The organism is Pseudodonghicola xiamenensis DSM 18339, from assembly GCF_000429365.1.
In the GTDB taxonomy this organism is placed as follows: domain Bacteria; phylum Pseudomonadota; class Alphaproteobacteria; order Rhodobacterales; family Rhodobacteraceae; genus Pseudodonghicola; species Pseudodonghicola xiamenensis.
Genome location: NZ_AUBS01000055.1, coordinates 1 through 13,474 on the forward strand (window position 1 = coordinate 1; position 13,474 = coordinate 13,474).

13 protein-coding genes are annotated in these 13,474 nt (G+C 66.6%); 11 read left to right on the plus strand and 2 right to left on the minus strand.

Translation table 11 applies throughout. The annotated features are described in order from the left end of the window. A partial coding sequence (locus G455_RS0121110) for an IS5/IS1182 family transposase (RefSeq protein ID WP_028095467.1) occupies positions 1 to 329 on the minus strand: 329 nt, incomplete at its 3' end. 157 nt (positions 330 to 486) lie between these two features. Here G455_RS0121110 and G455_RS0121115 point away from each other — a divergent pair. After that, the gene (locus G455_RS0121115; RefSeq protein WP_154664448.1) at positions 487 to 759 is read left to right on the plus strand and encodes a hypothetical protein; all 273 of its coding nucleotides are present in this window, start codon (positions 487 to 489) and stop codon (positions 757 to 759) included. Between the two features lie 113 nt (positions 760 to 872). On the opposite strand, the gene G455_RS25020 is transcribed toward G455_RS0121115, so the two are convergent. Continuing rightward, positions 873 to 1,769 carry a LysR family transcriptional regulator gene (locus G455_RS25020; protein ID WP_028095469.1) on the minus strand — a complete coding sequence of 299 codons (897 nt, stop codon included), beginning with the start codon at positions 1,767 to 1,769 and terminating at the stop codon, positions 873 to 875. A 157-nt stretch (positions 1,770 to 1,926) separates the two neighbouring features. Between G455_RS25020 and G455_RS0121125 the strand changes: the two genes are divergently transcribed. The 10 genes from G455_RS0121125 to G455_RS0121170 form a co-directional block, all read left to right on the plus strand. Next, the gene (locus G455_RS0121125) at positions 1,927 to 2,664 is read left to right on the plus strand and encodes an isochorismatase family protein (protein ID WP_028095470.1); all 738 of its coding nucleotides are present in this window, start codon (positions 1,927 to 1,929) and stop codon (positions 2,662 to 2,664) included. Positions 2,665 to 2,742: 78 nt separating this feature from the next. After that, entirely contained in the window at positions 2,743 to 4,842 is a 2,100-nt protein-coding gene (locus G455_RS0121130; RefSeq protein ID WP_035367162.1) for a hydantoinase/oxoprolinase family protein, read from the plus strand. A gap of 9 nt (positions 4,843 to 4,851) precedes the next feature. Further along, on the plus strand, positions 4,852 to 6,630 hold the full coding sequence (locus G455_RS0121135; RefSeq protein ID WP_028095472.1) for a hydantoinase B/oxoprolinase family protein: 1,779 nt from the start codon (positions 4,852 to 4,854) through the stop codon (positions 6,628 to 6,630). Positions 6,631 to 6,690: 60 nt separating this feature from the next. Continuing rightward, positions 6,691 to 8,145, plus strand: a complete 1,455-nt coding sequence (locus G455_RS0121140; RefSeq protein ID WP_028095473.1) for an NCS1 family transporter — start codon at positions 6,691 to 6,693, stop codon at positions 8,143 to 8,145. Further along, the gene (locus G455_RS0121145) at positions 8,142 to 9,194 is read left to right on the plus strand and encodes an ABC transporter substrate-binding protein (protein ID WP_028095474.1); all 1,053 of its coding nucleotides are present in this window, start codon (positions 8,142 to 8,144) and stop codon (positions 9,192 to 9,194) included. Before G455_RS0121140 ends, G455_RS0121145 begins: the two co-directional genes overlap by 4 nt. A 59-nt stretch (positions 9,195 to 9,253) precedes the next feature. Continuing rightward, on the plus strand, positions 9,254 to 10,126 hold the full coding sequence (locus tag G455_RS0121150; protein WP_028095475.1) for an ABC transporter permease: 873 nt from the start codon (positions 9,254 to 9,256) through the stop codon (positions 10,124 to 10,126). Between the two features lie 13 nt (positions 10,127 to 10,139). After that, positions 10,140 to 10,934: an ABC transporter permease gene (locus G455_RS0121155; protein WP_028095476.1), complete on the plus strand. Its 795-nt coding sequence runs from the start codon at positions 10,140 to 10,142 to the stop codon at positions 10,932 to 10,934. 19 nt (positions 10,935 to 10,953) lie between these two features. Further along, entirely contained in the window at positions 10,954 to 12,048 is a 1,095-nt protein-coding gene (locus G455_RS0121160; protein WP_028095477.1) for an ABC transporter ATP-binding protein, read from the plus strand. Positions 12,049 to 12,057: 9 nt separating this feature from the next. Continuing rightward, positions 12,058 to 13,080, plus strand: coding sequence for a GlxA family transcriptional regulator (locus G455_RS25025; RefSeq protein ID WP_035367163.1), 1,023 nt, complete (start codon positions 12,058 to 12,060; stop codon positions 13,078 to 13,080). Between the two features lie 65 nt (positions 13,081 to 13,145). Then, the coding region (locus G455_RS0121170) for an IS5/IS1182 family transposase (protein ID WP_028095478.1) at positions 13,146 to 13,474 on the plus strand (329 nt) is incomplete at its 3' end.

Here is a 13,474-nt window from a genome sequence, read left to right on the forward strand (position 1 = left end):
CGGTAGGGGATGTTCACGGCCAAGGTCTTCTGGCGGCGAGATAGCGTGCTGAAGTCGGGCACCGTCCAGTTCAGGCCGACCAGCCGTAGCAGGCTCTCGACGACCCCGGTCGTCTGCCGGAGCGCCATGCCGAACAGCACTTTCATCGAGAGGCACGTCTGGATAGCGGCATCGCTGTAGGTCTGCTGGCGGCCACGCCTGCCTGTCGGCGCGGCATCCCAGCTCATCTCGGGGTCAAACCAGATCGTCAGCGAGCCCCGGCGCTTGAGTGCTTCATTGTAGGCTGGCCAGTTCCTGGTCTTGTAGGTCGGGGGTATGGGTCTGCTCATGCATCCCAGCTACCACCCTGGATTCGCGAGATGAATCCCTCACCCGATTTGTGCAACAGAGCCGTCCCACACCATCCACTTCGCCGGCAAGAAGTCCCCGACGACGCACCCCGGCCTGCCCGTTCCATCGATCTTCTTGCAGTTGGTAGAGGGCAAGGTGACCCTGTTCATTCGAGGCTGGGGAAAGACGTTTGACCAGATCCGGGCACGGGATGATCTGCGTGGCCGAGGCATGGCCTTGAGCCGGACGAAGAGCGGCCAGTTGGGGATCGGGATGCCCAGCCCTTGCGTTGACGTGCGAGGAGATTTCGACGTTGAAATCGCCGCATTTGACGCGGCGATCGAGACGACGGCCAGGCTGTGCGCTTGGTGGAATGGGAACCGGAAGGTTCTCGAGGAATGGCGGAAGCTGGTCGAGGCACGTCCCTGAGGTACGGCGTCGAGCTTTCGCCGGCCAGCCCGGGCTGGCACCGACTAAACCGCGCCGCGGCGACATCAGGTCCTGGGGCAAGGCGACCTGGTTCTGGCAATGGCGTGTCAACGCTACCTAGATTGTAGCTGCGTTGAAATCTCGACGAACTTGCGGACCTGCGCCGAGCGGTTCGAGCGTTTCCAGGCCAGTACCGTGCGACTGCGGAACACCGGGTGGATGATCGGACGGGTCTCGACCGACTTGCCGAGAAACCCCACCAGGCTTTCGGGATAGATCGTGATGCCCAGCCCGGCCGCGACGAGGCCGATCAGCGCCAGGGTGGTCGAGGCCTCGAAGGCGACATCCAGCGTCACCCCCTCGGTGCTGAAGATCTCGGACAGGCGGCCGCGGTACTCGGCCCAGTCGCGGCGATCCCCCAGGATCAGCGGGTGGCCGGCCAGGTCACGCGGCTCGATCGTGTACTTGCGCAGCAGCGGATGGTTGCGCGGGGTGACCACGTAGAGAAGTTCGGACGACAGCAGGACGGTGTGGAAGTCGGGGTGGTCGAAGGGGCCGATCAGATAGCCGACATCGATCTCGTCATGGGCCAGGGCCAGCTTCTGCCCCTGGGTGCTGATATAGCGCAGCGACACGTCGATCTCGGGCACCTGGCGGTGAAAGCGGGCGACGGCGCGGGGCATCAGCTCGGTCGCGGCGAAGGCCATGTAGCCGATCCGCAGGTGCCCCTCCTTGCCCTGGGCGACGCGTCGGGCGGCGGCGATCGATTCGTCATGACGGGCGATCAACATGGCATTGTCGCGGAAATAGCTTTCCCCCGCCGGGGTCAGGGTGACCTCGCGCGTGGTGCGTTCCAGCAGGCGCAGGCCCAGGTGCTGTTCGAGCTTCTGGATGCGCCGGGTCAGCGCCGACTGGTCCAGGTTCAGCCGCTCGGCGCTGCGGCGGAAGTTCAGTTCCTCGGCCACCACGATGAAGGAACGGATGAGGTCGAAGCCGATATCATTGTTCATTCTGTGTGATTAACCCCGAAATTTGCCGCCAGTGATGCGCATCGTGCAATAATTATTGAGAAGGTAGCAATTCAAAACGGGGCTGCGGGCAGGGAAAGTACGATCAAGCGGCGGCGATGGGCTGGCCGCAGGACGCCTTGAACTGACGGAGAACACCATGAGCGACCTGGACACCAAGGACCTGGATCCCAAGGAACTGGACCGCCTGCTGAAACAGGCCTTCGCCGCAGCGACCAAGCTGTACCAGGAGCGTGGCTTCCAGCGCCGCGTCGGCTTCGGCAAGCGGCCGGCGCTGGTCAGTGTGGACCTGGCCAATGCCTGGACCCGACCGGGCAACCCCTTCACCTGCGACCAGGACAAGATGGATGCCGAGATCATCCCCGGCATGCAGCGCCTGCTGACGGCCTTCCGCGCCGCCAACCTGCCGGTGATCCATGTCACCACCGCCTACGAGATCACCGACCGCGAGGCGCCCTTCACCGACATGGGCCTGTGGCACAACAAGATCCCGATCGACGTGGTGAACCTGAAGGACAAGGATCTGTGGGCGATCGACAGCCGCATCGCCCCGGTCGAGGGCGAGTATACGCTGTTGAAGAAGCGCGCCTCGGCCTTCCATGGCACCGAGCTGGGCGGGATCCTGCGGGCCTCGGGGGTGGACACGATCCTGGTGACCGGCGTGACCGCCTGCGCCTGTGTCCGCACGACCCTGTGCGACGGCCTGGCGGACGGGTTCCGCACCATTGCCGTGCGCGAGTGCATCGGCGACCGGGTGCCGGGCGTGGTAGATTACAACCTGTTCGACATTGACGCGAAATTCGCCGACGTCGAGAGCGTCGACACCTGCGTCAGCTATATCGAGGGGCTTGGCGCGGCACGGATCGCGGCCGAGTGAGACCAGCCCGCGGGGTCGTCGCGGCCCCGCGGGTCCTTCATACCCGGCACAAGACCGGGGCATCAGCAGGAGAACGAAATGGCCACAGAGGCGACACGCCATGGCGCCCGCATCGGTGTCGATGTCGGCGGCACCAACACCGACCTGGTGCTGGAATGCGCATCGGGGATCTACTACCACAAGGTGCCGACGACGCTAAAGAACCAGTCGATCGGCGTGGTGGACGGGGTCCTGGCGATCTGCGCCCAGGCCAGCCTGGATCCGGCCGAGGTGGAGACCATCGTGCATGGCACCACCACGGCGACCAACATCACCATCGAGCACAACGGCTCGGACTGCGGGATGCTGACGACCGAGGGGTTCCGCGACATCCTGCATATCGGGCGGCACAAGCGGCCGACGAATTTCTCGCTGCATTTCGATGTGCCCTGGCAGAGTCAGCCGCTGGTCCGGCGGCGCAACCGGATCGCGGTGCGTGAGAGGATCGCGGCCCCCGGCGGGGAGGTGGCCGTACCGCTGGACGAGGCGGCGGTGCGCGCGGCCTGCGCGCTGTTCCGCAAGCGGGAGCTGAACTCGGTCGTGATCGGGTTCATGTTCTCATTCCTGAACGACACCCATGAACAGCGCGCCAAGGAGATCGTCCTGGAGGAGATGCCCGAGGCCTATGTCACCCTGTCGTCGGAAGTGGCGAAGGTGATCCGCGAGTACGAGCGTTTCTCGACCGCCGCGATGAATTCCTATGTCGGGCCGAAGACGGCCTTTTACCTGCGCGATCTCGAGGCGCGGCTGCGCGGGGCGGGTATCCGGTCGAAGCTGCGGATCATGCAGTCGAACGGCGGGATCTCGACCGTGGACGCCTGTGCGCGGCGGCCGATCCACATCCTGATGTCTGGGCCCGCCGGCGGGGTGATCGGCGGCGCGGCCGAGGCGGTGATGGCGGGAACGCCGAACATCATCACGGTCGACATCGGCGGCACCTCGGCGGATATTTCGACCATTCCCGGCGGCGCGGTGAAGGTGATGAACGCCCGCGACACCTTCGTGTCGGGCCACCCGGTGCTGGCGCCGATGATCGATCTGGTGACGATCGGGGCGGGCGGCGGGTCTGTGGCCTTCATCGACGAGGCGGGCGGGTTCCAGGTGGGGCCGCGGTCGGCGGGGTCCGAGCCGGGGCCGGCCTGTTACGGGCGGGGCGGTGTCGAACCGACGGTGACCGATGCGCAGATCGTGCTGGGCCGTCTGGACCCGGACATGGCGCTGGGCGGCAGCCTGCAACTGGATGCCGAACTGTCGCGCATCGCCGTGGACGAGATGATCGCCAAACCGCTGGGCATCAGCGTGACCGAGGCGGCGCTGGGCATCATCCGCATCATCAACAACAACATGGCGCTGGCGATCCGGTCGAATTCGGTCGCCCGAGGGGTCGATCCGCGGGACTTCTCGATCATGCCCTTCGGCGGGGCCGGTCCGCTGCATGGCGTGGCCTTGGCCGAGGCGGTGCATGCGCGCGACGTGATCGTGCCGGTGGCGCCGGGGATCACCGCCGCGGTGGGCCTGCTGAAAAGCGACCTGCGTTATGAGCATACCGATGCGGTGATCCGCGAGCTGACCCGCGCCGATGCCGGGGCGGTGGCGCAGATCAACGCCCAGGCGGCGGCCCTGCGCGACAAGGTCCAGGCCGAGCTGGACGCCGATGGCATCGACCGCGCGGCGCAGAAGATCGAGCTGGTGGCCGAGTGCCGCTATGCCGGCCAGGGGTTCGAGCTGAGGGCCGAGATGCCCGAGCTGCTGACGCTGGAGAACAAGGCCGGGGTGGTCGCCAGTTTCCACGAACGGCATCACCTGGACTATGGCTATTCCTATCCCGAGGCCGAGGTCGAGCTGATCACCCTGCGCGCCATCGGGTCCGCCGAGGCCCGGCGGATGGAGGCGGCGCGGATCCAGACCACCGACGGGTCCAGCCCGGACCGGGCGCTGATGTTCTCGCGCCGGACCACCTTCGATGACGGGCGGACGTTGCAGACGCCGCGCTATGACCGGCGCAGGCTGTTCGCGGGCGACCGGATCGAGGGACCGGCGATCCTGGTCCAGCATGACAGCACCACCCTGGTTCCGCCCGGCTACCTGGCCGAGGTGCTGGAGCATGGCAACACGCGCATCCGCGCCATCGGCGCCTGAGAGGACATGATGAACAAGATCGCAAAACCCGCCGCCGAGGTCGATCCGATCACCCTTCAGGTCATCCGGGGCGCCTTCGAGACCATCGCCGAGGAGATGGGCCATGTGCTGTACCGCATGTCCTTCTCGTCGATCATCCGCGAGAGTCAGGACCTGGGCGCCGGCCTGTTCGACCTGAATTTCAACACCCTGTGCGAGTCGGAATCGACGCCCATGCACATCGGGTCGATCCCCGCCTACCTGCGCGGCATCGCCGAGACGCTGGAGGACGGGGAATGGCGCGAGGGCGACGTGGTGGTGCACAACCACCCCTATTACGGCTCGTCGCATACCCCGGATCTGGCCATCGTGGTGCCGGTCTTCCTGCAGGGGCGGCTGATCGGTTTCGCCGGCAATACCGCCCACCATGTCGACATCGGCGCCGCCACGCCGGGGCTGATCATCGATGTGCCGGATGTCTTCGCCGAGGGGATGCTGTTCGCCGGCACCAAGCTGTACCGTGGCGGAGAGCCGAACGGGGCGATCTGGAACTACATCCGCCGCAACTCGCGCGCGGCGCAGCAGCTGATCGCGGATATCGAGGCGCAGGTCGCCTCGGCCCGGCTGGGGGCCCGGCGTTTCGTCGAGCTGATCGAACGCTATGGCGAGGAGACCGTCTTTGCCGCCGCGAACCAGCTGATGAACTATGCCGAGCGGATGATGCGCCAGAAGATCGAGGCGATCCCGGATGGCGATTACACCGCCGAGGGCTGGCTGGACGACGACGGGCGCAACCGCGAGCAGCGGCTGAAGGTGAAAGTGACGGTGCGGGTACGGGGCGATGGTCTGGAGGTGGATCTGACCGGATCGGCCGACCAGACGCCAACGGCCTACAACGTGCCCTTCGAGGGATCGACCAAGGTGGCGGCCTATGCCGCCTTCCGCAAGCTGCTGCTGGACACCGCCACATCCGAGAGCCGGGTGCCGTCGAACGAGGGTTCGTTCCGCCCGATCACCGTCACCGCGCCGCTGGGCTCGATCTACAATCCGCGCTTCCCCGCCTCGGCCGAGGCCCGGTTCACGCAGTGCAACCGGATGATCGACCTGATCATCCGCGCCCTGGCGCCGGTGATGCCCGAGACGGTGATCGCGGGGTCTTCGGCCTCGATCAGTTTCGCGGCCTATTCGGGGGTGCGCCCCTCGGGGGATTACTGGGTCTTCCTGGAAGTGAACGAGGGCGCCTATGGCGGGCGGCCCAGGTCGGACGGCCCCGACAGCATCGACAACCTGATGGCCAATACCCGCAACAACCCGCTGGAAGACCTGGCGATGCACCTGCCGATGATCTGCGACCGCTACGAGCTGCGCGATGACATGCCGGCCGGGGCGGGAGAGTTCCGCGGCGGCATCGGCGTGGTCAAGGCGCAGCGGATGTTGCAGCCGGGCTTCATCACCCATGAATCCGAACGCCACACCGATGCGCCCTGGGGCATCTTTGGCGGCACCGAGGGCAGCGTCGGGCGCTGCACCATCCGCGCCGCCGACGGGACCGAGCGCGAGATGCCCTCGAAGTTCTCGGGGCTGGCGGTCGGTGAGGGCGAGGTGATGACCTATTACAGCCCCAACGGCGGCGGTTATGGCGATCCGCTGAACCGCCCGGCGCTGAAGGTGCTGGACGACGTGCTGGACGGCTTCTGTTCGGTCGAGCGCGCACGCGAGGTCTATGGCGTGATCGTGGATACCGAGAGCGAGACGGTGGACATGCTGGCCACCGAGCAGGCGCGCGACAGGATCAGGGCCGCGCGCTAGCGGCCCCCAACCCGGGTCAGGCCCGCAAGAGGCCGGCCCCTTCTCAACAGGGAGACTGCCATGACAATGGCACGCAAGGCGGGAGATTTCTCGCCCGGAAGAACTGCGCTTGTCGAAGAGGCGCTGTTGCCGACGACGCTGGAGCAACGCTCGATCGGCTTGTGGGGCTATGCCTGGATCTTCATCGGCATTGCCGTGATCATCGCGACCTATTCGCTGGGGGCGGCCGGGATCGGCGGCGGCATCGGGCTGGGCACGGTGATCCTGACGATCCTGGCGGCGAATGTCGTGATCGGCGTGGTGATGACGCTGACCGCCGACATCGGCACCGAGCACGGCCTGTCCTTCGCCGTCTACCTGCGGGCGCCCTTCGGCGTGCACGGGACGCATCTGCCCTCGATCTCGCGCGGGGTGGTGGCCTCGTTGTGGTTCGGCATCCAGACCTATCTGGGCGCGCTGGCGATCAATGGCATCAGCGAGTATTTCCTGGGCTTCGACAACTGGCCCGTCTGGTACGTGCTGTTCACCATCGTGCAGGTGATCAACACCGCGCTGGGCATCCGCGCGGTCGAGAAGCTGGCCGCGCTGGCGGCGCCGGCGATCATCGCGATCTCGGTCTGGATGTATTTCACCCTGGATGGCGTGGCCCAGACCAAGGGGGTGAACATCTGGACCTTCCGCGGGGCGGGCGAGATGTCCCTGGCGGTGCTGTTCATCACCAACATGGGGTTCTGGTCGACCCTGGCGATCGACATTCCCAACCTGACCCGTTTCGTGAAGGCGGTGCCCGGCGAGGCGCGCTTCCTGCGGCGCAACCGGAACATTTTCCTGGCGCAGCTGGTCGCGCTGCCGGTGACGCAGGCGCTGATCGCGGGGATCGGGGCGATCTCGTTCATCGCGGCGGGGAACTGGAACCCGGTCGAGGTGATCCAGGACCAGGGCCAGGGCCTGACGCTGGTGGTCCTGCTGGTGCTGGTGGTGCTGGCGCAGTGGTCGACCAACAACTCGGCCAACCTGATCCCCGCCGCCCTGACCTTCGTCAACCTGGCGCCGCGGCTGGTGAACTATCGCTTGGGGGTGGTGCTGGCGGGGATCGTGGGCGCGCTGTGCTTCCCCTGGCTGATCCTGAACAACCTGTTCGTCTTCCTGGGCTATTACGGTGCCTTCCTGTCGGCGATCGGCGGCATCGTCATCGCGGACTATTACGTGCTGCGGCGCCGCCGGGTCGACGTGCCGGGCCTTTACGACCCGGACGGGCCGTTCCGCTATACCGCCGGGTTCAACCTGCCGGCGCTGGCGGTCTGGCTGGTGGCCGGCGCGGTGGCCGCCTGGTTCGTCAGCTATGCCTTCGTCATCGGCCTGCCGCTGGGCTTCGTGCTGTACCTGATCGTGATGCGTCGCGGGGATCAGGTCGGCGCCCTGGCCACCACCGAGAACCTGAGCTGGGTTCACACCGGCGGCGGCCGGTTCGAGCGCCGCGCCTCTGCAACCTCCACCGAAAGGGAAGACCAATGACCCACTACACGCTTTCGCGCCGCGCGCTGGTCGCCGGCATGGCCGGCGGTGCCGCCGCCCTGATGCTGCCGGGGCGCCAGGCCCGGGCGGCGGGCGGAGAGATCGTCGTCTCGAACTGGGGCGGCGACTGGAACGACCGGACCCAGCGGCTGATGGAGAAGCCGCTGCTGGAGGACCGTGGCTTTGTCCTGTCTCATGACCTGGGCATGGAGGCCGACCGCAAGGCCAAGCTGATGACCGAGAAGCGCATCCGTCGCGCCTCGGTCGACGTGGTGCACCTGAACAGCGCCGATGCCTTCGAGATGCACAATCAGGGTGTCGTGGCCGATCTGGACATGGCGAAGATCCCCAATGCCGCGGATATCGTGCCGGGGCTGGAGGCGCCCTATTTCATTCCCTGGCTCTATTCCGGGGTGGTGATCATCTACAACCGCGACAAGGTGAAGGCGCCGCCGCGGTCCTATGCCGACCTGTGGAAACCCGAGTGGGCCGGTCGCATCGGCCTGACCAACCAGCTGTATTTCAACTACATGATGATGGGCGGTCTGGTCGCGAAGGGCGACATGACCTCGGTCGATGCCGGCAAGGACAGGATGCTGGACTTCGCGGCGACCCAGCGGCCCAGGCTCTATGCCGCGCATCAGCAGCTGCAGACCGGCCTAGCCAATGGCGAGGTGGATATTGCCGTGAACTACAAGGCGCGGGGCCTGCAATGGGCCGCCGGGGGGATGCCGCTGGGGATCCAGTACCCGGAAGAGGGGGCGATCTCGACCGTGTTCGGCGCCTGCCTGGCGGAATACGCCCCGCACCGGGACGGCGGCTATGCCTATCTTGACGCCATGCTGGACCCCGGTGCCATGGCGCGCCTGTCCGAGGCCAGCTTCTATGCGCCGGCCAACACCCGGGCCGAGCTGAGCCCCGAGCTGCGCGACACGATCGACTTCTCGGACACCGAGCGGGCCGCGCTGCGCTATCCCGACTATGCCTATGTCGCTCGCAACACGGCCGACTGGCTGGACTGGTGGACCCAGTCCTTCGCCCGCGACTGACACCTGACCAAGCTGACAGGCGGGCGGCGCGAGGGCGTCGCCCGCCTCCGGAGACCCCGATGCCCTCTTCCCCGCCTCCCGCCGCGCGGCTGCGTGGCAGCGGCCCGGTCCTGCCGGCCGTGCTGTTCGTCCTGGCCGGCATGATCGCCCCGCTTGCCCTGATGCTGCGGACCAGTTTCGACCGGTTCGATCCCGAGACGCTGATCGTCAGCGCCCTGACCCTGGACAACTACCTGCGGTTCTTCGAGACCCCGTTCTTTCGCGAGGTGCTGGGCCGGACCATCGCCATATCCGCCCTGTCGACCGCGATCTGCCTGATCCTGGGTCTGCCGGTGGCCTATTATCTGGCACGCTTCCCGACCGGGGCGGCCAAGTCGCGGCTGCTGATGCTGATCCTGGTGCCGCTGCTGATCGGCAATGCGGTGCGCACCTCGGCCTGGATGCTGATCCTGAATGACCACGGCGTGCTGGCCGCGGGGCTGGCGCGGCTGGGGATCTCCGGGCCGCTGGGGCTGATGTATTCCGCCAGCGGGGTGATGATCGCCCTGGTCTCGGTGCTGCTGCCCTTCATGATCATCACGCTGAACAGCGTCTTCGAGGGCATCGAGACCACCCTGGAAGAGGCGGCGGGCAGCCTGGGGGCCAGCCATCTGACCACGATGCGCCGCGTCGTCCTGCCGCTGACCCTGCCGGGGGTCCTGGCGGGCTGCGTGCTGTGCTTCACCCTGTCGATGAACGCCTATGCGACGCCGGTGCTGATCGGCGGGCCCAAGTTTCACATGATGGCGCCCACCGTCTACCAGCAGATCACCGAGGCGATGAACTGGCCCTTCGGATCCGCCCTGGCCTTCGTGCTGATGGGGATGACGCTGGGCCTGACCGTGGGGCTGACCCTGGCCGTGCAGCGCCGCTACCGCCGCTGGATGGCCTGAAGGAAACCGCCGCATGATCCGTTTCACCTATGCCGCCATCGCAACGATCGTCATCGGCTTCATCGTGCTGCCACTGGTGCTGATCGTCTGGATGAGCTTCTTTTCCAACCCCATCCTGTCGTTCCCGCCCGAGGGATACACGCTGGACTGGTACCGCCGCGCCTGGTCGATGAGCGACTTTCGCGGCGGGTTCTTCACCAGCCTGCAGATCAGCCTGTGCGCGACGGTGCTGGCGCTGGTGCTGGGCATCCCCGCCAGCATGGCGCTGGTGCGGGGGTCCTTCCCCGGGCGCGACACGATCACCACCCTGCTGATGGCACCGATGCTGGTCCCGGCGATCGTCGGCGGCAGCGCTCTGTTCGTCTTCTACCTGGAGGTCGAGCTGCTGAGCGGGGTGCAGGTGGCCGGCCGGCTGGCAGGACTGATCATCGCGCATGGGCTGATCGCGCTGCCCTGGGTGGTCAAGCTGGTGACCACCGCGCTGACCGGGATGAACCAGTCGGTCGAGGAGGCGGCGGCCAGCCTGGGGGCGCCGGCGCGGGTGGTCTTCCTGCGCATCACGGTGCCGATGATCTGGCCCGGGGTGGTCGCGGGAGGGCTGTTCGCCTTCGTCAATTCCTTCATCGACCTGGAAAAGTCGCTGTTTCTGGTCGGGCCGGGGCGGACGACCCTGCAAATCGCGCTGATCAACTACCTCGAGTGGAACTTCGACCCGACCATCGGGGCCGTGGCCACCGCCCAGATCACCTTTGTCACCCTGCTGCTGCTGGTCACCAGCCGCTACGTCAAACTGCACCGGGCCTTCTGAGGGCCCCAGAGGAGAGAACATGTCGGACGTCGTCCTGGACCGGGTTGCCAAGCATTACGGAGCGACGGTTGCCGTCGAGAGCATGTCGCTGCGCATCGGCAGCGGTGAACTGGTGGCGCTGCTGGGGCCCTCGGGCTGCGGCAAGACCACGACACTGCGGATGGTCGGAGGTTTCGTGCCGCTGAGCAGCGGGTTGATCACGGTGGGGGGACGCGATGTCTCGGCCCTGCCGCCCAGCCGGCGCAACATGGGGTTCGTGTTCCAGAACTATGCACTGTTCCCGCACATGACGGTGGCGCAGAACGTGGCCTTCGGGCTGGAGATGCGGAAGCTCGGCCGGGCCGAGATCGAGACCCGTGTGACCGGCGCGCTGGAGCGGGTGCGGCTGGGCGCCTTCCGCGACCGCTATCCGCGCCAGCTGTCCGGGGGGCAGCAACAGCGGGTGGCCTTGGCGCGGGCACTGGTGGTCGAGCCTGACGTGCTGTTGCTGGATGAGCCGCTGTCGAACCTCGATGCCTCGCTCCGGCAGGAGATGAAGATCGAGATCCGGCAGTTGCAGCAGGCGCTCGGCCTGACCACGATCTTCGTGACCCACGATCAGGACGAGGCGATGAGCACCGCCGACCGGATGGTGCTGATGCATCGCGGCCGGGTCGAACAGGCGGGGCCGCCGGCCGAGGTTTACAGTCGTCCGCGCAGCGCCTTCGCGGCCGGCTTCCTGGGGGTCGCCAATCTGGTGCCGGGGCGGATGACGAGGATGGATACTGGGTCGGACACGGGGCGGGGCGACGGTTTCGTGACCCGGGCCGGTCCGGTGCTGCGCCTGCGGGGGCATCGCAGCATCCAGGGGGATTGTGTCCTGGCGCTGAGAGGCGAAGAAGTGACCCTGCGGACGGGGCAGCCCGCCGGAGACGAGAATGCCCTGTCGGGCCGGGTGGCTTTGGCGACCTTTCACGGCGTGGCGATCGAGTATCATGTCGAGACCGAGGCGGGGCTGCGGCTGGTCGCGCGGGTGCCGGCGCCGGGGGTGGGCGGGCCCGAGGTCATGGCGCATGGGGCCGAGGTCCTGGCCTGCTGGGCGCCGGACGCGGGCGTGCTGGTGGCCGAGACCTGAGGGTTCGCCATGGCCGATCCGACCGCATCGACTAGGAGCTACGTCGCGCCGGGCGCAGCGGCGCATGTGCCCAGCGTGGCGGATGTGCCGGAACTGGCGCTGGCCTTCGTGCTGGTGCCGCAGTTCACCATGCTGGCCTTCACATCTGCGGTGGAACCGTTCCGCATCGCCAACCAGCTGACCCGCAAGCAACTGTTCCGCTGGATGGTCTATTCGGCGGACGGCCAGCCGGTGCAAAGCTCGACCGGGCTGAGCTTGGCCGTGGACGGCACACTGCCCAGGGAGGTGGACGAGGATTACGTCTTCGTCTGCGGCGGGGTGACACCGCATCTGACCATGGGCAAGTCGATCGGCGACTGGCTGCGGGTGCAGTGGCGGCACGGGCGCAATGTCGGCGGGATCTGCACCGGGGCCTATGCGCTGGCGCGCGCCGGGATCCTGGACGGGCACCGCTTCACCCTGCATTGGGAGAATATCCCCGGCTTCACCGAGACCTTCCCGGCGCTGCAACCGCTGCACAAGGTGTTCTGCATCGACGGCCGGATCCTGACCAGCGCGGGGGGCGTGGCCTCGGCCGACCTAGCGTTGCACCTGATCGCACATTGGTGTGGGCCGGACCTCGCGCGCAAGGTGATGGAAATGTGCTTGCTGTCTCATAACCGGGCCGAGGGGGCAGGCCAGATTTCGTCCACGGCGGCCCGCATGGCGACTCGAAACCCGACTATCTTGGTAGCAACGGCCTATTTTGACGAGACCTTCGACTTGGGCCATGACGTGCCCAGTTGCCTCGAGCACCTGGGGGTTGAGATGCGTCAGGTGCAGCGACTGTTCCGCAAGCACCTGGGAATCACCCCGGCGCAGTACCTATCGGAGCGGCGGTTAGCCCATGCCAGGATGCTGCTGGCCGAGACTAATTTGCCGGTGACTGAGGTGGCGATCGCCAGCGGATTTTCCACTCGTTCTGCTTTCTCGCGGAGTTTCAGGAAGAAGTTCGGTTGTTCGCCCCATTCTTTTTCCAGCTTTTCACGTTGACCGGCTCTGTTGCACAAATCGGGTGAGGGATTCATCTCGCGAATCCAGGGTGGTAGCTGGGATGCATGAGCAGACCCATACCCCCGACCTACAAGACCAGGAACTGGCCAGCCTACAATGAAGCACTCAAGCGCCGGGGCTCGCTGACGATCTGGTTTGACCCCGAGATGAGCTGGGATGCCGCGCCGACAGGCAGGCGTGGCCGCCAGCAGACCTACAGAGATGCCGCTATCCAGACGTGCCTCTCGATGAAAGTGCTGTTCGGCATGGCGCTCCGGCAGACGACCGGGGTCGTCGAGAGCCTGCTACGGCTGGTCGGCCTGAACTGGACGGTGCCCGACTTCAGCACGCTATCTCGCCGCCAGAAGACCTTGGCCGTGAACATCCCCTACCG

Excerpts from the sequence above, each read along its gene's own strand:
- G455_RS25020 (WP_028095469.1), bottom strand. The coding sequence starts at position 1,769 with ATGAACAATGATATCGGCTTCGACCTCATCCGTTCCTTCATCGTGGTG.
- G455_RS0121125 (WP_028095470.1), top strand. The coding sequence starts at position 1,927 with ATGAGCGACCTGGACACCAAGGACCTGGATCCCAAGGAACTGGACCGC.
- G455_RS0121130 (WP_035367162.1), top strand. The coding sequence starts at position 2,743 with ATGGCCACAGAGGCGACACGCCATGGCGCCCGCATCGGTGTCGATGTC.
- G455_RS0121135 (WP_028095472.1), top strand. The coding sequence starts at position 4,852 with ATGAACAAGATCGCAAAACCCGCCGCCGAGGTCGATCCGATCACCCTT.
- G455_RS0121140 (WP_028095473.1), top strand. The coding sequence starts at position 6,691 with ATGACAATGGCACGCAAGGCGGGAGATTTCTCGCCCGGAAGAACTGCG.
- G455_RS0121145 (WP_028095474.1), top strand. The coding sequence starts at position 8,142 with ATGACCCACTACACGCTTTCGCGCCGCGCGCTGGTCGCCGGCATGGCC.
- G455_RS0121150 (WP_028095475.1), top strand. The coding sequence starts at position 9,254 with ATGCCCTCTTCCCCGCCTCCCGCCGCGCGGCTGCGTGGCAGCGGCCCG.
- G455_RS0121155 (WP_028095476.1), top strand. The coding sequence starts at position 10,140 with ATGATCCGTTTCACCTATGCCGCCATCGCAACGATCGTCATCGGCTTC.
- G455_RS0121160 (WP_028095477.1), top strand. The coding sequence starts at position 10,954 with ATGTCGGACGTCGTCCTGGACCGGGTTGCCAAGCATTACGGAGCGACG.
- G455_RS25025 (WP_035367163.1), top strand. The coding sequence starts at position 12,058 with ATGGCCGATCCGACCGCATCGACTAGGAGCTACGTCGCGCCGGGCGCA.